Origin of the sequence: Sporosarcina sp. P20a, assembly GCF_002743175.1 — a bacterium.
Lineage (GTDB): Bacteria > Bacillota > Bacilli > Bacillales_A > Planococcaceae > Sporosarcina.
The window spans coordinates 1-21,490 of sequence record NZ_PDYT01000032.1 but is presented as its reverse complement, the minus strand read 5'-3'; the positions used below and the strand labels follow the sequence as shown (position 1 = coordinate 21,490).

General features: G+C 44.0%; 16 protein-coding genes. 13 read left to right on the top strand and 3 right to left on the bottom strand.

Features of this window, described 5'->3' with window-relative positions:
* Positions 1 to 393: 393 nt before the first annotated feature.
* The 7 genes from addB to CSV72_RS15675 all read left to right on the top strand — a co-directional run bounded on the left by addB (position 394) and on the right by CSV72_RS15675 (position 11,888).
* Positions 394 to 3,885 carry a helicase-exonuclease AddAB subunit AddB gene (gene addB, locus CSV72_RS15700; protein WP_099679136.1) on the top strand — a complete coding sequence of 1,164 codons (3,492 nt, stop codon included), beginning with the start codon at positions 394 to 396 and terminating at the stop codon, positions 3,883 to 3,885.
* Positions 3,869 to 7,573, top strand: coding sequence for a helicase-exonuclease AddAB subunit AddA (addA, locus tag CSV72_RS15695; RefSeq protein WP_099679135.1), 3,705 nt, complete (start codon positions 3,869 to 3,871; stop codon positions 7,571 to 7,573). The genes addB and addA overlap by 17 nt, the downstream gene beginning before the upstream one ends.
* Complete coding sequence (locus CSV72_RS15690; RefSeq protein WP_099679134.1) at positions 7,570 to 8,757, top strand: DUF418 domain-containing protein; 1,188 nt, start codon at positions 7,570 to 7,572, stop codon at positions 8,755 to 8,757. Before addA ends, CSV72_RS15690 begins: the two co-directional genes overlap by 4 nt.
* 55 nt (positions 8,758 to 8,812) lie before the next feature.
* Positions 8,813 to 9,709 (top strand): fumarylacetoacetate hydrolase family protein, encoded by an 897-nt coding sequence (locus CSV72_RS15685; RefSeq protein WP_099679133.1) that lies wholly within the window; start codon positions 8,813 to 8,815, stop codon positions 9,707 to 9,709.
* 92 nt (positions 9,710 to 9,801) lie between these two features.
* Positions 9,802 to 10,176, top strand: a complete 375-nt coding sequence (locus CSV72_RS15680; protein WP_099635467.1) for a YisL family protein — start codon at positions 9,802 to 9,804, stop codon at positions 10,174 to 10,176.
* A 30-nt stretch (positions 10,177 to 10,206) separates the two neighbouring features.
* A complete protein-coding gene (locus CSV72_RS17190; RefSeq protein WP_255407604.1) occupies positions 10,207 to 10,338 on the top strand; it encodes a hypothetical protein in 132 nt (43 codons plus the stop codon).
* A 179-nt stretch (positions 10,339 to 10,517) separates the two neighbouring features.
* Positions 10,518 to 11,888: an alpha-amylase family glycosyl hydrolase gene (locus CSV72_RS15675; RefSeq protein ID WP_099679132.1), complete on the top strand. Its 1,371-nt coding sequence runs from the start codon at positions 10,518 to 10,520 to the stop codon at positions 11,886 to 11,888.
* A 260-nt stretch (positions 11,889 to 12,148) separates the two neighbouring features.
* Here CSV72_RS15675 and CSV72_RS15670 read toward each other — a convergent pair whose 3' ends face one another.
* Positions 12,149 to 13,006, bottom strand: a complete 858-nt coding sequence (locus CSV72_RS15670) for a DegV family protein (RefSeq protein WP_099679131.1) — start codon at positions 13,004 to 13,006, stop codon at positions 12,149 to 12,151.
* Between the two features lie 12 nt (positions 13,007 to 13,018).
* On the bottom strand, positions 13,019 to 13,843 hold the full coding sequence (locus tag CSV72_RS15665; RefSeq protein WP_099679130.1) for a Cof-type HAD-IIB family hydrolase: 825 nt from the start codon (positions 13,841 to 13,843) through the stop codon (positions 13,019 to 13,021).
* 172 nt (positions 13,844 to 14,015) lie between these two features.
* On the opposite strand from CSV72_RS15665, the gene CSV72_RS15660 reads away from it, so the two are divergent.
* From CSV72_RS15660 to CSV72_RS15645, 4 genes are all read left to right on the top strand, one after another.
* Positions 14,016 to 14,792, top strand: a complete 777-nt coding sequence (locus CSV72_RS15660) for a prolyl oligopeptidase family serine peptidase (protein ID WP_099679129.1) — start codon at positions 14,016 to 14,018, stop codon at positions 14,790 to 14,792.
* 46 nt (positions 14,793 to 14,838) lie between these two features.
* Positions 14,839 to 15,153: a metal-sulfur cluster assembly factor gene (locus CSV72_RS15655; RefSeq protein WP_099635462.1), complete on the top strand. Its 315-nt coding sequence runs from the start codon at positions 14,839 to 14,841 to the stop codon at positions 15,151 to 15,153.
* 646 nt (positions 15,154 to 15,799) lie between these two features.
* The gene (gene rraA / locus CSV72_RS15650; protein ID WP_099628009.1) at positions 15,800 to 16,279 is read left to right on the top strand and encodes a ribonuclease E activity regulator RraA; all 480 of its coding nucleotides are present in this window, start codon (positions 15,800 to 15,802) and stop codon (positions 16,277 to 16,279) included.
* A 155-nt stretch (positions 16,280 to 16,434) separates the two neighbouring features.
* Entirely contained in the window at positions 16,435 to 18,573 is a 2,139-nt protein-coding gene (locus tag CSV72_RS15645) for an ATP-dependent Clp protease ATP-binding subunit (RefSeq protein ID WP_369802938.1), read from the top strand.
* 61 nt (positions 18,574 to 18,634) lie between these two features.
* Here the strand turns inward: CSV72_RS15645 and CSV72_RS15640 are convergent, their stop codons facing one another.
* A complete protein-coding gene (locus CSV72_RS15640) occupies positions 18,635 to 18,817 on the bottom strand; it encodes a YjzD family protein (protein ID WP_099631038.1) in 183 nt (60 codons plus the stop codon).
* A gap of 178 nt (positions 18,818 to 18,995) precedes the next feature.
* Between CSV72_RS15640 and CSV72_RS15635 the strand changes: the two genes are divergently transcribed.
* Positions 18,996 to 19,928, top strand: coding sequence for a beta-ketoacyl-ACP synthase III (locus CSV72_RS15635; RefSeq protein WP_099679127.1), 933 nt, complete (start codon positions 18,996 to 18,998; stop codon positions 19,926 to 19,928).
* Positions 19,929 to 19,972: 44 nt separating this feature from the next.
* Positions 19,973 to 21,208: a beta-ketoacyl-ACP synthase II gene (gene fabF / locus CSV72_RS15630; RefSeq protein WP_099679126.1), complete on the top strand. Its 1,236-nt coding sequence runs from the start codon at positions 19,973 to 19,975 to the stop codon at positions 21,206 to 21,208.
* The last annotated feature ends 282 nt before the right edge of the window (positions 21,209 to 21,490 follow it).

Here is a 21,490-nt window from a genome sequence, read left to right as displayed (position 1 = left end):
CCTACCCCGCAGTTGTGCCTGCGCTACTGAGTGGAATTCATTTAGGTTGTGGTTCTTATAGGAAGAAGATCAGTGATTTGGTGTTACTGATTTTGTACTTTTAAAAAAGAAGTATACGAACTGCCCTACACCCAATCCAACGAAGGCGCCTGCTGTGGTAGGCGTAGCGATGAGACAAAGACAGGTGAACTTCCTGTCTCTGGCTCCTCGCGAAAGCCATCCACCAGCGCCGAAGTGGGGACAATGGAATCTCCACTTACATAGGCAGCTAAACAACAACCACCTGATCAAACAGGAAACAGAAAAAGCACGTGCAAGAACAACAACCCATCGCCGCTTCTTGCTTACTTACTTTATATAAATCCAACTTCCAACGAAAGGGGAGAAAAAAACATGACACTGCGCTTTATTACCGGTCGCTCCGGAACAGGAAAAACAACTTTTATTGAACAAGAAATCGCCCAAGAATTGAAAGAACGGCCGATGGGGGCACCTAGTGTCGTCATCGTACCCGACCAACTATCCTACTCTATGGAATACAGCCTCTCAGTCAAATCCGGACTGTCCGGCATGATTCGTGCTCAAGTCCTGACCTTCAAACGACTGGCGTGGCGGGTCTTACAAGAAGTCGGCGGCATCACGCGCGAAGAAGTAGACAGCTTCGGCTATCGCATGCTTGTTCGCAGTGTGCTTGAAGACAATAAAGAATCATTCAAGCTATTTAAACAAGCAGCTTCGAAGCATGGATTCGCTGAGCAGATTAGTGACGTCATGAAGGAATTCAGTAAATATTGTATCGATCAGCAAGCGTTTACTGAATTGAAGGCGTCACTCGCAGATAAGCAAGCGCCTCGGATTTTGCAAGACAAAGCGCATGACTTGCAGTTGTTGCTAGAAAAAATAGAAGAACGTCTTGGCACGACCTATATGGACAGTGAAGGTCAACTCAATGCGCTAGCGGATCAGTTATCTCATTCGGAGTGGCTACAAGATGCGTCGATCTACATAGACGGCTTCGGTGATTTCACGACACAGGAATACACGATTATTACACAATTAATGAAATATACGAAACGTGTGACGGTCGTGTTGCCAATGGAAGAAAAAGTGCATACCGGCGAGCATGAATTATTCCACACTGCCCAGCAACAGTTCGAAACGCTTCAGCAACTAGCGTACAGTGAATCTGTCGATCGTGAAGAACGCGTTCATTTGACTAAGTTGCAACGCTTTTCGAATCAAGAATTGGCGCATTTGGAAGAGCAGTTTGATCACTATCCTCCTGAATCGTTTCAATCAGAAGGTGCAATCCAACTAATCGAAGCATCGAATCGTCGTGCAGAAGTTCATGCAGTGGCGCGTTCGATTCGCAAGATGATGCGCGAAGGCAAGCGGTACAGAGGGATGACGGTGTTAAATCGTCAACCGGATGTCTATACCGAATTAATTCAGAACATATTCACGCAATATGATATTCCCGTATTCATTAGCCAGAAGAAACCGATGCTGCATCATCCATTGATTGAATTTGCGCGTTCATTGCTTGAAGCGGTGCGTACCGATTGGTCGTATGAAGCCGTGTTTAGAGCAGTGAAGACGGATCTGTTTTTCCCTGTCAATGAAAGCAAGCAAGTGTGGAGAGAGCGTGCAGACCGCTTGGAGAATTTCGTGTTGGCTAAAGGAATACATGGCAAATCTCGCTGGCAAGATGAAGAGCGTTGGAAGGTCAGTCGTTATAGAGGGCTCGAAAAAGTCCGTACCGTGCAGACAGATGAAGAACTTGCGACGCAAGCGGAGTTTGCTGAGACGCGCGATATGATTCGCGAGCCGATTGAGCAATTACAGCAGAAGTTACAGTCTGCTCGGACCGGTCGAGACGTGGCAGAAGCATTGTTTTACACGATAGAATCTCTGAGTATCTACGATAAAATTATAGAGTTGCAGCAAACGGAACATACAAATCATCGTTTGCAAGCAGCAGCTGAACATGAACAAGCGTGGACGAGTTGGATTAATGTGCTGGATCAGTTTGTGCTGATGTTTGGAGAGAAAGAACTACCGATTGCAGAAGCGATTAAAATATTGGATGAAGGATTCGATACACTTGAATTCAAATTGATTCCGCCTTCGCTCGATCAAGTGACTGTGACGACTATGGAGTTATTCAATTCGATGGGTGTCGAAGCGGTGTTTGTGCTCGGTGCGAATGAAGGGGTATTGCCGCTGCGCAATGATCACGAAGGATTGCTGTCAGACAGCGATCGAGAGTTGTTTAGTGAAATTGGCATTACGCTCGCGCCTACGACAAAGCTTCAGCTCATGCGCGAATCGTATATGGCGTATCGTGCGTTTACTGGAGCGAGTGCGCGTTTGACTGTCAGTTATCCTATTGCGGATGAAGAAGGGAAAGCGTTGATACCGTCTCTTTACATTCCTAGACTTCAGCAGATTGTTTCAAATATCCCTACCGAAATCGCGGTCATGGAGCCGACGGAGTTGTCCGAAGTAGAAGACAAACTCGCTTATATTGAACATCCTGATGTGGCACTGTCTTATGCGATTCGTATTATGCGACAAGCGTCAACGCATGAAGAAATCGCGCCGCAGTGGCAAGCGGTTCTTGCGTATTATAAAGAAGATCCACTATGGTCTTCCGTTATAGAGTCGATCGTACAACCTGCATTGAAGCGACAGAAGACTGAGTTGCTCGATACAAAACTGACGACAGGTTTATACGGATCGTCCTTTACAACGAGTGTTTCGAGAATTGAATCGTATTACAGTTGTCCGTTCCAACATTTCACGACGTATGGTCTCAATTTGCAAGAGCGTTTTGAATTCCAGCTCGAAGCACCGGATATCGGGGATTTATTCCATGCGGCATTGAAGTGGGTATCGGATGAAGTCATGCGCCTAGGCTTGTCTTGGGCTGCGTTGACGAAAGAACAGTGCTGGCAGTTAGGCCGTGAAGCGATTGATGCACTGGCGCCAAAGTTCTTCCACCGAATTTTATTGTCGAGTCAACGCTATGCGTATATTCAGCGAAAGTTGATGCAAATCATTCAACGGACAATCCGTGCTTTACAGTCGCAGGCGCGTAATTCAAGCTTCACGCCGATTGCGATTGAAGCAGGTTTTGGTCCGGATGAAGAGATCGCACCGCTTGAAATTAATTTGAAAAATGGTCAACAGATGCATATTCGAGGACGTATCGATCGAATCGATACGATGAAAAAGGACGATCAAACGTATTTACGAGTAGTTGATTACAAATCGTCGGCTCGTGCACTGGATTTGACCGAAGTGTATTACGGCTTATCTCTACAAATGCTGACGTATCTAGACGTTGCACTTGAGCACGCGGAGGATTGGCTCGGTGTCTACGCAAATCCCGCGGGTGTGTTGTATATGTACGTTCACAATCCGATGCTGCGTTTGACGAAAGAGTTGAACGAAGATGCTGTGGAAAAAGAGTTATTGAAATCCTATAAAATGCAGGGCTATATATTAGAAGATGCGGACGTTGCGCTGGCAATGGATGACAACATCGAAAGTGAGTCATTAATTATTCCCGCACGTTTAAAGAAAGACGGCTCGTTTTATTCGACTTCAAAAGTCGTGGCACCTGAAGATATTAATATTTTGCGTTCATTTGTCCGCAAGAAACATCAGCAGGCAGGGGACGGTATGTTGTCAGGTGACACACGAGTCTATCCGTACCGCCTGAAAGAACATATGCCGTGCACGTTCTGTTCGTATCAATCGATTTGTCAGTTTGACAGCACCGATCCGACACAACCTACACGGAACTATACGGCCTATAAGCCGGAAGATTCATTAGAAAAGATGAGGAAGGAGATTGATCCAGATGCGAATTCCAAATAAACCGCCACATGAGACCTTTACGGACGATCAATGGAAAGCGATTTACGCGTCCGGTAAGGATATTCTCGTATCTGCTGCGGCAGGTTCAGGGAAAACAAAAGTCCTCATCACGCGGATGATTGAAAAAGTATTGAACACGGAACAGCCGATAGACGTCGATCAACTACTCGTTGTGACGTTCACAAATGCGGCCGCTGCCGAAATGCGTCATCGTATGGCCAGTGCGCTCGAGGAAGCGATCGTTCAAGATCCTTCTTCCGTTCATTTGCGTCGACAGTTAAATCTACTAAATAAAGCACAGATTTCCTCCTTGCACTCATTTTGTCTGCAAGTCGTTCGGCAGTATTCGTATGTGCTTGATATAGATTCTGGATTTCGTATTGCCGATACAACCGAGGCAGCGATTTTACGTGATGATACGATCGCACTTGTGTTGGAAGACGCCTATAGTCAGCCGGATCCAGAAGCGATTTATCGTTTGAGTGATAGTTTCACAGCAGATCGTAATGATCAGGCGATCGAGACGTTGATTGATAAACTCTATGATTATTCCCGTGTACATCCGAATCCATCGCAGTGGCTAGAGCTTATTCCGCAACAATATGAAATTGGTGATGATGCGACGATCGACGGCTTATCGTTCATCGATTCGTTGAAAGTATCGATCCAACATACGCTTGAAGAAGCGATAACGGTCACGCGTGATTTACAGCGAGTGGCGGAAATGAATGATGGACCGCTACCTTTGCTTGAAACAGCAAAAGCGGATGAAGCGTGGATTGATGGAGCGCTTGACTATATGCTTCACGGCAAGTGGGAAGATGCCTTTGCGTATTTCCAAACGTTGAAGTGGGTCAAGGCAGGTACGATTCGTAAAGATTCATGTGACGAAGACTTGGCTGCGCGTGGTAAATCGATGCGTGATCAAGTGAAGAAAATCGTCAATGCATTAAAAGACACGTACTTTACTCGAACACCTGCAAGACTGTTAGAAGAAATCCGTTTGATGGCGCCACTTATGCACACGCTCGTTGGATTGGTAGAAGATTTCACGACGCGTTACCAAGCATTGAAAGAAGAGCGTGGCTTAGTAGATTTCTCAGATCTCGAGCACTATGCGTTACAGATCTTATCCGAAGTAGTAGACGGCGAGCGAGTACCTTCGGATATTGCGACCGATTACCGAAATCGCTTTGCAGAAGTATTGGTGGATGAATATCAAGATACGAACTTCTTGCAAGAAGCGATATTGCAGTTAGTGAAGCAAGGCGGAGAAGCGGACGGCAATTTATTTATGGTAGGGGACGTCAAACAGTCGATTTACCGATTCCGTCTAGCAGAGCCGGGCTTGTTTTTAGGGAAGTATGATCGTTTTACATCAGATGTAGAGGATCAAGGATTGAAAATCGACTTGAATGCCAACTTCCGGAGCCGTAAAGAAGTCCTCGATGCGACGAACTATATTTTTAGGCAGATCATGGGGACGCGTGTTGGAGAAATTGAGTATGACGATGCGGCGGCGTTGAAGTATGGTGCACAATATCCCGAAAAAGACGTTTCGGCTGGATTGACGATTTTGTATGAAAATGAAGAAGAGGAAATGTCTGAAGAGCAAGAAGCCCAGCAAGAGCTGAAGAAATCCCAAGTGGAAGCGCGGTGTATTGCACAGAAGATTAAGGCGTGGAAAGAGGAGCAGGCGCAAGTGGCGGATGCATTCAGCGGTAAGCAACGTCCGCTAGAATACAGTGATATTGTCATACTTATGCGCTCGATGACGTGGTCGAGTGAAATTGCGGATGAATTAAAAGCCGCGGGGATACCCGTCCATGTATCGTTATCTTCCGGTTATTTTGATGCCATTGAAGTGATGATTATGCTCAATACATTGCGTGTCGTCGACAATCCGTACCAAGACATTCCACTCGTATCGGTGTTACGTGCACCGTTTGTTGGTATGACTGAAAATGAATTGGCGCAAATTCGTCTCGTCAATCGTAATGCGACGTTTTATGAAGCACTGCAATTATTCAAGCAGACGGGTGGTGCGGGAGTGAATCCTGCTACACAGGAAAAGCTTCAACGCTTTTTCCTATTACTTGAAGACTGGCGGAATATGGCGCGGCACGGTTCGTTATCAGAATTGATTTGGCAAGTGTATCAAGATACGCATTATTACGAAATGGTCGGAATCTTGCCAAACGGTAAACAGCGCCAAGCCAATCTGCGTGCGTTACATGACCGAGCGATGGCCTATGAAAAGACATCGTTCCGTGGATTGTTCCGTTTCCTTCGTTTTATTGACCGCATGCGTAAACGCGGGGATGATCTCGGGGAAGCACGGTTTATGAGCGAAAAGGAAAACGTCGTACGGATCATGACCATTCACTCATCAAAAGGGTTGGAGTTCCCGTATGTATTTTTAGCCGGAATGGGACGTCCGTTCAATAAAATGGACTTCCATAATCCATATTTATTTGATCAGCATTTCGGACTCGCCGTCAAAGCAATTGATCCAGATAAGCGAATTATGTTCACGTCACTACCGTTTCTAGCGATCAAAGAGAAAAAGGAGCTAGAGATGCGGGCAGAGGAAATGCGCGTGCTCTACGTAGCTATGACGCGTGCTAAAGAGCATTTGGAATTGATTGCCTCCGTTAAAGATATCGAAAAGACGATGAACAAGTGGCAAGAAGCTCAGTTGTTGAATGAAGATGAACCTTTGCCGGAATACACACGTTCACGGGCAACCGGTTATCTCGACTGGATAGGTCCAGCCGTTGCACGTCATTTGGACTTTGGGAAGTTCGGTAAGACGACTGGCGGGGAACTGATGGATGATCCGTCAGCATGGGAAGTAAATGCCTATCCGTTTTCTGCATTCCATAGTACGAATGAAGTGGAGATCGAGGACTGGATACCAGTCGATCAGGAAGCGGCCGTAGCGAATCCGAAGTTAGTGGAAGAAGTGCGAAGTCGTTTTGATGCGCATTATCCGTTTGAATTCGCAGTAGAGTTATCTTCCAAACAATCTGTCAGTGAGTTGAAGCGGATTGCGTTGCTGGAGTTCGAACGAGGTGATGCCGATCCGTTTGAAGAAATGGAACCTGACGTCACGAAGCGAATCTCGAATCTTCATGCACGACCGTCATTTTTGCAGAAACGTTCATTGACGAAAGCAGAAATCGGAACCGCCATGCATACCGTCATGCAGCATCTTGATTTGAAAGCGGAACTAGATCAAGTAAGTGCAACGGAGTTTGTGAAGCAGCTTGCAACACGTGAACTGCTGACGAAAGAAGAAGCGGCTGCGATTGATGTGCAGGCAATAGTAGCATTTTTCCAGACGACACTTGGCAAACGGATGAAGCAAGCCGATCAGGTGTTGCGTGAAACGCCGTTTACGTATGCGCTACCTGCTGTTGAAGGCGAGTTTCAGTTGTTACAAGGTATTGCAGACTGTCTCTTCCATGAAGACGGCGAGTGGGTACTCGTGGATTATAAAACGGATGATGTCAGTAACTATCATTCCGATCAGGCGATTGCTAAAGAAATGCAAGTCCGTTATGGCACGCAGTTGAATTTGTATAAGAAGGTATTAGAATCGATTCTTTCAATTGAAATTAAAGAAATGTTACTTTACTTATTCAGCGGAGCAAAAATCATCAGTTTACAGGAGGAATTTGTTTGAAGTTGACTCCCACACCTTTAACAGAACGGGTAGAAGCACTCGATTACTTGAGAGGAATTGCGTTACTCGGGATTTTGATTGCGAATATGATTCATTTCCATTCGCCGTACGCGTATATGGATCCGTATTCGTGGTATACCATCCCGCATGAGCAGTCGATGTTTCATTTTATCGATGTGTTTATAGAAGCTAGTTTCTATCCATTATTCGCCATGTTATTTGGCTATGGTGTGAATATGCAGTATGAAAAATCATTGAAAAACAATACACAGTTCGCACCATTCATGGCACGACGCATGGGAATTCTACTGATCTTTGGTGTGTTGCATGCGGTGCTCATTTGGTCAGGTGACATTTTGTTCACCTATGCGTTGATGGGATTCATCATGATTGCGGTGATCCGGATTCCAAAGAAATGGTTGATAGCACTTTCCCTAGTCATTTATTTTGTGCCGACATTATTGTTGTACAGTATTTTGGCGCTTACTCGTAGTGCGACTTCATTAAATATGTTGGACGGATTTGAAGATGTTCAGCAAATCGAACGAGCGATTGCAGCTTATGCAAACGGCACGTTCGGCGATATTTTCGCTTTTCGTTTGAATGAATTCTTTACTTTTGAAATCATCGGTTCGATCACAGCGGTCTTTATTATTTTGCCGTTGATCATGTTCGGTGCTGCATTATCGAAATTCAAAGTCATCGAGCGTATGTATGCGCTGAAAGGGAAGTTGCTACTGGCCATGCTAGTATTTATTCCGATTGGCGTTATTTTGAAGAACATTCCGAGTTGGGACGGCCCAAAATTTGAAAATATTTTACTTGTTCAATCAATCATTGGTGGTCCGATTCTGACACTTGGATATGGCGCATTATTTTTATTGCTGTTCCAAATTCCATTTTTGAAGAGTATTACGCAACCTTTTGCAAACGTTGGTAGAATGGCATTTACGACGTATATTATGCAATCGGTTATTGCGACGATGATATTTTATTCATATGGAGTAGGTCTGTATGGTAAAGTAGACATAGTGACCGGCACGTGGCTAGCAATCGGAATTTTTGCGATTCAGCTCATTGTAGCGCAGGTTTGGTTGTCGAAATTCAGAATGGGACCACTTGAAGCTTTGTGGCGGAAGTGGTCGTACGGAAAGAATTTCGTCGTTAAAGAGGAAAAAAAGTAGATTTTGTCGTAACATAGGAATATGTGAATTCACATGGAAAGGGTTGGGTATTGAAATGAAATTATTGTCATTCCGCTACGAAGGGCAGACTTTATTCGGACCAAAAGTTAAACGTGAGGAAGCTGTTTGGGATTTACTCGCAATGGCTGAAGCGTTGGAACAAACTGATTTCCCAAAAACGATGATTGAAGGCGTTACCCACGGTATGGATTTTGTGGAGGAAGTTCGTAAATTGGTAGAGAAAACTGAAGCTGAAGGAAACGTAGAACAGTTTAAACATGCGTTTACTGACATCGAATGGTTGTCTCCAATTCCACGCACACCGAAAAATGTGTTGTGTGTTGGTAAGAACTATCTTGACCATGCAGAGGAACTTGGATCAAAAGCACCTGAGAAATTGATGCTATTCACCAAGTCTCCAACAGCAATCGCAGGGGACGAGCAAACGTTATCGATCCATAGTGAAGTTACGGAATCATTGGATTATGAAGGGGAATTAGCTGTCGTGATTAGCAAGACAGGCAAAAACATTCCTAAGCAACTGGCATATGATTACGTATTTGGTTACACAATTGGTAATGATATTACAGCGCGCAATATCCAGACGGAGCACAAACAGTTCTTCTTAGGTAAAAGTTTAGATGACTCTTGTCCGATGGGGCCTTATGTGGTGACGAAAGATGAAATTCCAAACCCGCAAAATTTATCCGTCGTAACAAAAGTGAATGATGAAGTACGACAAAACGGTAATACGTCGAACATGATTTTCAAGATTGATGACTTGATCGCAGAAATTTCCAAGTATGTCACATTAGAGCCTGGTGATATAATCTTGACAGGTACGCCAGCGGGTGTTGGTAAAGGTATGACACCTCCAACGTACTTGAAAAAGGGCGATACAGTAAAAGTATCAATCGAAGGAATCGGTACACTAGTTAACCGTTTCGAATAATACGCAAGTCTATGAAATAAGCAACAGAATAGTCGTAGTTTGAAAGATATGGTAGAATATCAATCGACTATACTAATAACGAGGTGGAAGTAATGGGATTTTTAACTGATACAACCCACATGCATATATTTACATGGGTAGTAGGTGTTGTACTATTTTTAGTAGCAGCAAGCATGGCAAATGGAACAAAGGGAAAAAAGATTACACATATGATTTTGCGTCTGTTCTATGTATTGATCATCATCACAGGAGCTGCGTTATTCTTTAAGCATATGAGTATTGATTCCATGCTATACGGCATCAAATTTGTCCTTGGTATTCTGACAATCGGATTTATGGAAATGGTTCTTGTTCGCGGAAATAAAGGGAAGAACACAGGTCTTATGTGGATTCTCTTCATCGTCGCTCTACTTGCAACGATGTTCGTCGGTTTCAAATTACCAATGGGCTTCAACTTTTTCGCATAATCACTACTGATTACTAAAGGAGATGAGCAAATGGCAACACAGGCCGGCTGGATATTTTTGATTGTGATCCTGTTACTGATGGCGTTGTTTGCGGTCTCCGTAGTAGTCAGTGCGCGTAAACAGCGGGAACCGAATTTCTTTACTGAAGACGATAACGAATGACTATGCGCAGGCAGTGGAGGGTTTTCCCTCTACTGCTTTTTTTATTGGCATGAGCGCCACACTTTCACAAGATTGCCGTATTTACAGAACGCGTTAATGGTTTTCATAAGAAAGAATGGCACGGCTAGCTAGCGTTTGATAAACTAAAAGAAGAGTTTGTATGAGGAGGATTTACTATAGTGAAACGAATAATCGGACTACTGGCAACTTGTATGCTTGCCCTATCGATAGCACAACCCGCTTTTGCAGATACCGATCGATCTTTTAGCGATGAAAGTATTTATGATTTACTTGTCGACCGTTTCAATAATGGAATCGAATCTAATGATTTCGATGCCGACGCAAAAAATCCGGCTGTATTTAACGGTGGAGACTTTGCGGGAATCAGCAATCGATTGCAGCACTTGATCGATATGCACTTTACAATGATTTCTGTCGGACCGGTTTTCAAAACAGCTTCATATGATGGAAATGAAGTACTGGATTATCATGAGATTGAACCACACTTCGGTACAGCGGAAGAGTTCACCGCATTAATTGAAGAGATGCATGCGAATGATTTAAAGATCATGGCAGATTTCCCTTTAGTAGGTGAAGTAAGCGATTCTGCTGTACAGCAGGAACTGATGGAATCCGCTGTACAATTTGTATCCGATTATGACTTGGACGGGCTTCGTCTGACTTTACTCGATCAAGCAGATACGGAGTTTCTAAACAACATGATCGAAGCAGTGAAAGAAGCAAACGTTGGTCTGTACGTGATTACAAATGAACAGAGTGATGCATCATTTGACAGTGTGCCGGCTGAAAAACAAAGTGCGGCGATCCAAGAATCATTCGTGCAAGTAGATCCGGATACGTCTTCACTGAATCAGTTTAGTAATGAGGATGCAGGGAAATTACTACAATTTGATGATTTAACAGGACCACGTTTTACATACAAAATGGTGGAACTTCGTCAATTCCCACCGACACGTTGGAAAGTAGCGACGGCTGCACAATTTATGCTTCCGGGCGTTCCATTAGTTCCCTATGCAACAGAAATTGCAGTGAATGGTAAAGAAGCACCTGAAACTCATCCGTTCTTTAATTTTAAGACAGATATGGAGTTACAAGAGTGGATTGGTGACCTGAACACTCTTCGTAATGATTCGGAAACACTTCGTACAGGCGATTTCAAGTTCTTGCATAATGAAGATGGATTTGTCGTGTTTGAACGTTCTTCTGAAGATGAGACATGGATTATTGCGCTCAATAATACGTCGGAAGTACAGAGCTTCGAGTTGGATCCTGCGGTATTTGGGGATAAAAAGAAGTTTCGCGGTGTGCTTGGTCAGGATATGATTAAGAAGACGAAGGATAACAAGTACCCCATAGTACTTGATCGTGAGCTAGCGGAGATTTATATCGTCGAGGAGGATAAGGGGTTCAATACACCTTATCTGATTGCTTCTATTATGGTAGTTGTTCTGTTTGTGTTGTTTTTGTATATGGTTATACGGAAAGGCAAGCAGGGACGGACTGAGGAAGCTGTTAGAGTGAAGAAGTAAGGGGTAAGGCACCGTTGATCGACGTTCCGGGCGGACGCTTTCCCATGGGCCCGCGGTGAGCCAACTAGTCACTACGTTCCTTTAGTTGTCTCACCTGATCGGGCTGATCCATCGGGAGTCGCCGCCCTGCACTTACGATCAACTAGGCTAGCACATTAAACTTAATGCGTTAATTCATAAAGAAGAAAACCCAAGATAAGTTCCTATTCTGGAATTCATTTTGGGTTCTAGACAGTCTGCGGTTTATGCGGGCTGTTTTTTTATTCGCTTTTTGTGTTGTTGAGGAAGAATAGGGCGATGGTTCCGGGGCCTGCGTGTGAGCCGATGACGGAGCCTATTTGGTGGATTTCGATTGCTTTTGGTTGAATGACTTCTTGGATCATTTCTTGGAACTCTTTAGCCGTGGTTAGGTCGTCGCCGTGGCTGATAGCGATGGTTTGTTCTTGTAGGTTGCTGCCGCGTTCTTCCATCATTTCAATCATGCGACGAAAGACTTTTTTGCGTCCGCGGTGTTTTTCGATTGGGACGAGTTTTCCATCTTCTACATGAAGTAGTGGTTTGATGTTGAGTAGTCCGCCGAAAAATGCGCTGGCTTTGGATACGCGTCCGCCTTTTGCCAAGTAGTCTAGATCTTCTACTGTAAAGAGGTGTTCCATATGCGATGCCATTGTGCGAATTTCTTGTTCGATTTCTCGCATGCCGATCCCTTCATTACGCAGGCGTACAGCTTCTTTGACGAGTAATCCATAGCCGAGTGAAGCGCAGTGTGTATCGATGACTGCCAAGTTCATGGAAGGGTTGTCTTCTTTTACTTGATCGCTCGTCATGACTGCTGTTTGGTATGTTCCTGACAGTTGGGAAGAGAAGGCGATATAGATACCATCTTCACCGGATGCTGCTAGGTCATTCCAAGTTGTCATCATTTTATCGGGTGAAGCTTGGGAGGTCTTTGGTTGTTGTCCTTGACGGATCGCATCGAAAACTTCTTTGGAGTTGATCTCCACGATATCCTCGTATTCTTTGCCGTCCAGAAGAACGCTTAATGGGAATAGTTCTACTTCGTTTTCTTTAAAGAAGTCTAGTGGTAAATCACATGCGCTATCCGCAAAAATCTTCATTTCTTTTCCCCCTTATACGACGATGTTTTTTTGTAAGGATAATCGTTCTTCCAGTATACGTGAAATTCCGTCTTCATTATTTGTGTCTGTTATTTCGTCTGCGATAGATTTTAACGAATCGATAGCATTCCCCATTGCGACACCTGTTCCTGCATAGTCGATCATTTCGAGGTCATTGTCTTCATCTCCAAATGCGATGATGCGATCTTGCGGCACGTTCATCCATTTTGAAACTGCGTCAATGCCTACAGCTTTATTGAGGCCGTGGCGCACTATTTCCACGATATTAAATGGAGCCCCCCAACGACGGTGATCAATGACTTCCGCATGCAAGTCTTCAAGATGCTGTCGAATCGGATCGACTGTTAGTGGATCAGCTTGAATTAACAGGCTGGTTGGGTCGGTTTTTAATGAATTCCGAATGTCTCCTGCCGTGATGAGTGGATTACCAAAGTTTAAAATATCTAAAAAGCGCTCATCATGATAGTGGGCATAGACATCATCCATCACTTCCGCGACGATATTTTCGACTGAGAAGTTCTGCATGGCATCTACTACTTCATTGACGACTGGCAATGCAATCGTCTCGTGAATCGTTTGCCATGAACGGTCGGTAGGGTGGTGAACGAAGGCACCGTTAAAGTTGACGATTGGTGTTGTCAGACCCAGCTGGCGGTAATAAACTTCACTAGCGCGGTATGGTCGTCCTGTCGCAATCATTACGTGATGTCCTTGTGAAACAGCCATGCGAAGTGTCTGTTCTGTTTTAGGTGAAATGACTTTTTTATCCGTCAATAACGTTCCATCTAAGTCTAGTACTATTAAATGTGGTTTCAAGAAATCCTCTCCTACTATTGCTTATGGTATCAGATTGTTATGTCTTTATAGTTTATCGTTAACAGAGTAAGTAAGTCAAAAGAATGAGTAGTAAGGCGAAGGTTTTGTCTTATCTGTTAATTGTTGTTATTCTAACATAACAGTAAATGATTGTAGGAAAAGAGGAATCGGCATGATTATTCGTTCAGAAAAATGGCAAGAGATCCCGGTACTTCATATCGTGGAAGAGTCAAAAGAGAAAGAACGCATTCCTGTTGTACTATTTTTTCATGGATTTACTAGTGCGAAAGAACATAATTTACACTACGCATATAATCTAGCAAAACAAGGAATTCGTGTACTATTACCCGATGCTAAACTACATGGTGAACGCTCGGAATCACTGGATGAATTTCAATTAGCATTACACTTTTGGGATATTGTGTTGACTTCTATTAAAGAAGCTGATGTTTTACATGATGAACTATTTGAAAAAGAATTGATCGACGACCAAACACTAATTGGCATGGGTGGTACTTCAATGGGGGGAATCACAACATTCGGCAGCCTTTCAAATTACGATTGGATTGACGCAGCTTCCGTGATGATGGGTTCACCTGCATTCACGCGTTTAGCCAAAGGGCAAATTTCTTACGCAGAGCGTGGCGGTAGAGAAATTCCAGTATCTCAAGAAGAACGCGAGCAACTATTCGCAGCCCTTGACCAAGTAGATTTATCGCAAAATCCAGGCAGATTGCATCAGCGTCCTCTATTCATCTGGCACGGTGAACAAGATTCAATGGTACCATTTGAATTTACGAAAAACTTTTACGAGGAAATTCAAGAGGATTACGAAGATCAACCAGAGCTATTGAAATGGATGCCTGACGAAAATGCAGGACACGCCGTTTCACGTTCAGGAATGCTTGCAGCAGTCGATTGGCTTGCACTGCATTTGCGTGCAAGGTAGTATGTTGGTAAGATAGGATTACTACACAGCAGAGAGGAGCATTTCGATGAATACAGAAGAAGAAATCAAGCAGTATTTATTTGGTGCGTTAGAAAACGTCATCGACCCTGAATTGGGAATTGATATCGTCAACCTTGGATTGGTCTACAATGCAGAGTTGCTTGACGAAGGAGTAGCGAAAGTTACAATGACACTAACGTCAATGGGTTGCCCAATGGGTCCACAGATTGTAGCGAATATTGAGCAAGAACTAATGGAACTTCCAGAGGTTAAGGATACAGTGGTAGATATTATTTGGAATCCACCATGGTCCCGCGACCACATGTCACGTTATGCCAAGATTGCACTAGGCGTACGTTAATAGATCATACAAACCACACCGTTTTTAAATGGTGTGGTTTTTTTATGGTCTATGAGTCAGAATGAAAAGGAATGGAGTAGGTGGCAGGTTGTTGGGGTGGGAATTTGCACTTCGGAGGGGAAGCATCACTTTCCTGAGGGTTCGCGGTGAGCCAACCAGGTCGCAAGTGCAAAGATGTGCTCCTAACGCTTCGCTTTTACTCGCAAAAGCCGTCCTTCTTAACGGCTCTCGTTCCAATCCCTGCATTGCAAGTGGGTAATACTTCTTGTTACGCATTGAACTGTCGCAATCGCTCAATAATCTGTTCAAGCGCTCATAACTCAAGTCTAACCGCTCTATCATCAGCGACATGCGCTCATACTAAGTCGGCAACCGCTCATATAAGCTGAATCCATCATATAAGTAGGATTGAAACGGAAGCTGGCGACGACTCCCTATGGATCAGCGAGAGCTTGAGACCCTGGACTGAACGAAGTGAGGAAAGCGTCCCCAGCTGGAGCTTCAATCCCATGACGAACAATAAGTAACTACCCTTAGCAAATACCTGTAATTTTTATGACAATATATAGATTAAAAAAGGAAATGCAAGATTTTGTCGAATAGGAATAGGGTAGCGTCAAACAGAATGTACTAGGGGGAATGGGAAATGTCAGTTAAAACAGCAGACCTGTGCGATGACTTCATCGACGAACTGCAAGTGTGTACAGTGGAGTTCAAATCCTACGGCAAACACAAAAGATTCTCGGGGCCAATCTCGACAGTAAAGGTCTTCGAAGACAATGTGTTAGTCAAAGAAGCACTTCAAACGATTCCGGAAGGCCATGTATTGGTTGTAGACGGCGGGGGATCAAAACGCTGCGCACTCATGGGGGACATGCTCGGCGAAATCGCACAAGATCGTAAACTGGCTGGCGTCATTATTTATGGCTGCGCACGCGACACAGCGGACCTTGGCACACAAGAAATCGGTGTCATGGCGATCGGTAGCATGCCGGTAAAAAGTATCAAACGTGGTGAAGGACAAAAAGACGAAGTTCTTCATTTCGGAAATGTTGAATGGACACCAGGTCACTACGTCTACGCGGATGAAGACGGGGTAGTCGTTGCGCCTCGCCAACTAGTTTAATGCACGTCGCTCGCATACTTGCGGGCGGCTTTTTATGTATGAAAATAGTCATTGAATTCGAGTGTTAATCTTTTACTTTACCCAAAAGATGTACTATAATTTAATTAATCAAAGATAGTCAAAGTCAAACAAATGGAAGGCGGATGTATATGCGTATGGATGGAATGCAAGAAGATCAGCGCTCACCACTAGAGCAATTCGGTCGTAATCTTGTGGATGAAGTGAAAAATGGAAAAATGGATCCGGTTATTGGCCGGGATGAAGAAATTCGAAATGTAATCCGAATATTATCGAGAAAGACAAAGAATAATCCAGTCCTCATCGGAGAGCCGGGAGTCGGTAAAACTGCGATTGTAGAAGGATTGGCACAGCGTATTGTAAAAGGCGATGTGCCGGAAGGATTGAAAGACCGTCAGATTTTTGAGCTTGATATGAGTGCATTGATTGCGGGTGCGAAGTATCGTGGAGAGTTTGAAGAACGTCTGAAAAGTGTTTTGAAACAAGTGAAAGATAGCGATGGAGAAATTATCATGTTCATTGATGAGATCCATACGATCGTTGGAGCAGGGAAAACAGAAGGTGCGATGGACGCAGGGAATATGTTGAAGCCGATGCTTGCACGTGGTGAATTGTACTGTATTGGTGCGACTACACTGGATGAATACCGGATGTATATTGAGAAAGATGCAGCACTAGAAAGACGGTTCCAGCAAGTGATGGTACGTGAACCTTCTGTTGAAGATACAGTGTCGATTTTGCGTGGACTAAAAGAACGTTTTGAATTGCACCACGGTGTGCGTATTCATGACCGTGCAATAGTTGCGGCTGCAACATTATCTGATCGGTATTTAACTGAGCGTTTCATGCCAGATAAAGCAATTGATTTAATTGATGAAGCAAGCGCCATGATTCGTACGGAAATTGATTCGATGCCATCTGAACTGGATGCGGTGACTCGTAGAATTATGCAACTTGAAATTGAAGAGCAAGCATTGCGTAAAGAGAAAGACACGATGAGTCAGTCGCGTCTACAGACTTTACGCGAAGAGCTACAAGACTTGAAAGATTCTTCAAAAGGTATGCGAGAGCAGTGGGATGAAGAAAAGGCTGCATTGAAAATTATTCAAAGTAAACGTGAAGAGCTTGATCGCTACCGTCGAGAACTAGAAGAAGCACAAGGTAGTTTTGATTTGAATAAAGCGGCTGAATTACAGTACGGTAAAATTCCAGCATTGGAAAAAGAATTAAAAGCATTGGAAAGTCCGTTAGAAGGAACGAAAGATGTACGTCTATTGCGTGAAGAAGTGACGGAAGAAGAGATTGCATCCATCGTTGCTCGTTGGACAGGCATTCCAGTAACGAAACTAGTTGAAGGAGAGCGTGAAAAGTTATTGCGCTTGCATGAAACGTTAAAAGAACGTGTCATTGGTCAAGACAATGCAGTACAACTCGTCACTGAAGCTGTCTGGCGTGCGCGTGCAGGGATACAAGATCCGAATAAGCCTATTGGGTCGTTCTTATTCCTTGGACCAACTGGTGTAGGTAAGACAGAGCTTGCGAAAACATTAGCTGCGACGTTATTTGATACGGAAGATCATTTCGTGCGCATTGATATGTCCGAGTATATGGAGAAACACAGTGTGTCTCGTCTAGTCGGTGCACCTCCAGGATATATCGGCTATGAAGAAGGCGGTCAGTTAACGGAAGCGGTACGACGAAATCCATATGCTGTCGTGTTATTGGATGAAATTGAAAAAGCGCATCCTGATGTAGCAAATATTTTACTGCAGATTCTAGATGATGGACGTATTACAGACAGTCAAGGGCGTTTAGTCAACTTTACGAACACTGTCGTGATCATGACATCAAATATTGGGTCGGCTTATTTACTCGAGAATGATCTAGAGAATACAGAGCATGCGAAAGAAGATTTGATTATGGCAGCACTTCGTAGTCATTTCAAACCCGAGTTATTGAACCGAATGGATGATATTATCATCTTCCATTCATTGACTACTGATTCATTCAAAGCGATTACTAACAAGATGCTTGGTGATTTGGTTGGTCGTCTGGAAGAGCAGGATCTTGTGCTTGACTATGACGAAGAAGTACTCGACTGGATTGTTCGTGAAGGAGCAGATGCGGACTTCGGTGCGCGGCCATTGAAACGATTCATTCAGCGCCATGTGGAAACGAAAGTTGCAAAAGAAGTTATACGCGGCGGTCTTGTAGAAGGACAGCAAATCAAATTGTCCATGAACGATGGACAATTGGTTGTGGAAGTTGCACGATGAGATAAGATCAAAATAAAAGCGTAAGAACTGTTGAACAGTTCTTACGCTTTTTGATCGTAAATCAAACGTCTGCTGGAGATTCGTTTGGAATGATTGCAGTGATAATCAATACAAGTACAGCCAAAACGATTGAGACGGTAACGCCCGCCATAAAGTCAAATGCATTGCCCCCAATAGAGCCGGCAACGTAGTTTAACATAGCTACCAAGAGGAACGACCAAACAAATGTCATAATATAGTGCATGATTTTCACCTCGACTAGTCTATTTCATAATCCATCATACCATAGCATACTAAAACGATGAAATGAAATTATGCATTATTTTTGACGAAAAAGTGTCCTCGTCTTGAAAAAACACATATTTTCTTCTATAATTACTACCAGGTACTAATATTAGATGATAAGGAACGGGGTAGATGAGATGAGAGCTGGACTTTTAGGGATGGGGAAATATGTTCCGCCAACTGTTGTGACGAATGAAGATTTAGAAAAACGTTTGGATACATCAGACGAATGGATTCGCACGCGTACTGGAATTGAAGAGCGTAGAATCGCATCAGATGATATTGATACATCGGACATGGCATTCGAAGCTGCGAAAGAGGCATTGCAATCAGCAGATATCCGTGCTGATCAAATTGGTCTAATTTTAGTAGCTACAGTTACGCCGGATAATATTTTTCCATCTGTCGCAACGATGATCCAAGAACGTCTAGGTGCGAAAAACGCAGCAGCGATGGATATTTCTGCAGCATGCGCAGGGTTCATCTACGGCGTGGTAACAGCAAAGCAATTTGTTGAATCTGGCACATATGATTATGTTCTTGTCGTAGGTGTTGAAAAGTTATCAAAAATCGTCGACTGGGAAGACCGCAATACAGCTGTCTTGTTCGGAGATGGTGCAGGAGCAACAGTCGTTGGTAAAGTTAGTGAAGGAAGAGGAATACTTTCATTTGAATTGGGAGCAGACGGTTCAGGTGGAAAATATCTTCATCATGATAAACATTTAGAAATGAATGGTCGTGAAGTATTCAAGTTTGCGGTACGTCAAATGGGAGAAACAGCAGTCAACGTCGCGGAAAAAGCAGGTTTAACGACAGACGAAGTGGACTATCTTGTTCCTCACCAAGCAAATATCCGTATTATGGAAGCGTCACGTGAGCGTTTAGGCTTGCCGGTTGAGAAGATGTCGAAAACGGTTCATAAGTATGGCAATACATCGGCAGCATCTATACCGATTTCATTGACAGATGATTTAGCTGAAGGTCGAGTGAAAGATGATGACGTGATTGTTTTGGTAGGATTCGGTGGCGGCTTGACATGGGGCGGCTTATGTATAAAATGGGGTAAGTAAATAGCCTGGAAAATAAAAGTTAACAATAGAAAGGAAGTATGAAATTGGAAAAACGACGTGTAGTGGTAACGGGTATTGGTGGAATTACTCCAGTAGGTAACACAGCTGAAGAATCTTGGAAATCAGTGTTGGAAGGGAAATCTGGTATTGACGTCATGACAAGACTGGATCAGGAGAAATTCCCGGTCAGCGTGATGGCAGAGGTTAAAGGTTTCGATATCGAAGAATACGTTTCCCGTAAAGATGCCCGTAAAATGGATCGGTTCACGCACTATGCAGTTGCTTCCGCAATGATGGCAATGAAAGATGCGAACCTTGAACTTGAAGGTGACTTAGCGCTTCGTACAGGCGTTTGGATCGGTTCTGGAATCGGCGGAATGGAATCACATGAGAAACAATTCAATACTTTCCTTGAAAAAGGCTATCGACGCGTCAGTCCATTTTTCGTTCCTATGATGATTCCGGATATGGCTGCAGGACAAGTATCTATTTTCACAGGAGCTAAAGGAATCAACTCTTGTTCCGTAACAGCTTGTGCATCTGGTACAAACTCTATCGGCGATGCATTCGAAGTGATCCTACGTGGAGATGCAGACGTCATGATCACAGGCGGAACTGAAGCGCCAATTACGTCACTTGCAGTAGCAGGTTTCATTGCAAGCACAGCGCTATCTTTGAATGATGATCCTACAAAAGCTTCTCGTCCGTTCGATAAAAACCGTGATGGTTTCGTAATGGGTGAGGGTGCAGGTATTATGATTTTAGAAGAATATGAGCACGCAGTTGCACGTGGCGCGAAGATCTACGCGGAAATCCTCGGCTACGGTTCAACTGGAGATGCGCACCATATTACAGCACCGGCACCAGGTGGAGAAGGCGGAGCGCGTGCGATGCAACAAGCATTGGCAAAAGCGGGCGTTGACCCTACACAAGTGGGTTATATTAATGCGCATGGAACGAGCACGCCGTATAATGATTTGTTTGAGACGATGGCAGCGAAGACTGTGTTTGGGGATCATGCATATAAGTTAGCGATGAGTTCCACTAAGTCGATGACAGGTCATTTGCTGGGCGCGGCTGGCGGTATTGAGGCCATCTTTACTGTGAAGGCGTTACAAGAAGGGATTTTACCTCCTACGATGAATTATGAGACGCCAGATCCTGAGTGTGATTTGGATTATGTGGTGAATGAGGCGCGTAAGGCTGATATTACGTATGCTATGAGTAACTCTCTTGGCTTTGGCGGGCATAATGCTTCGTTGGTGTTTAAGAAGATATAAGGTGGAAGTGTCGATTTTGACACTTTCCGCTTTTTTTTTATTGGGGAATTTTAAGTTCAAGTTCGTTTGTGAGTGGAAGGGCACCGTTTACCGACGTTCCAGGCGGACGCTTTCCCATGGGCCCGCGGTGAGCCAACTAGGTCGCAAGCTCCCTATAGTTGTCTCACCTGATCGGGCTGATCCATCGGGAGCATTCCTGTTTGGTTAGTGGAACCCTATTGAAATAGAAAAGTCCCCTTGGTATGATTCGGGGTGTCAAGGCGTCGACGGCTTGACCCCTAA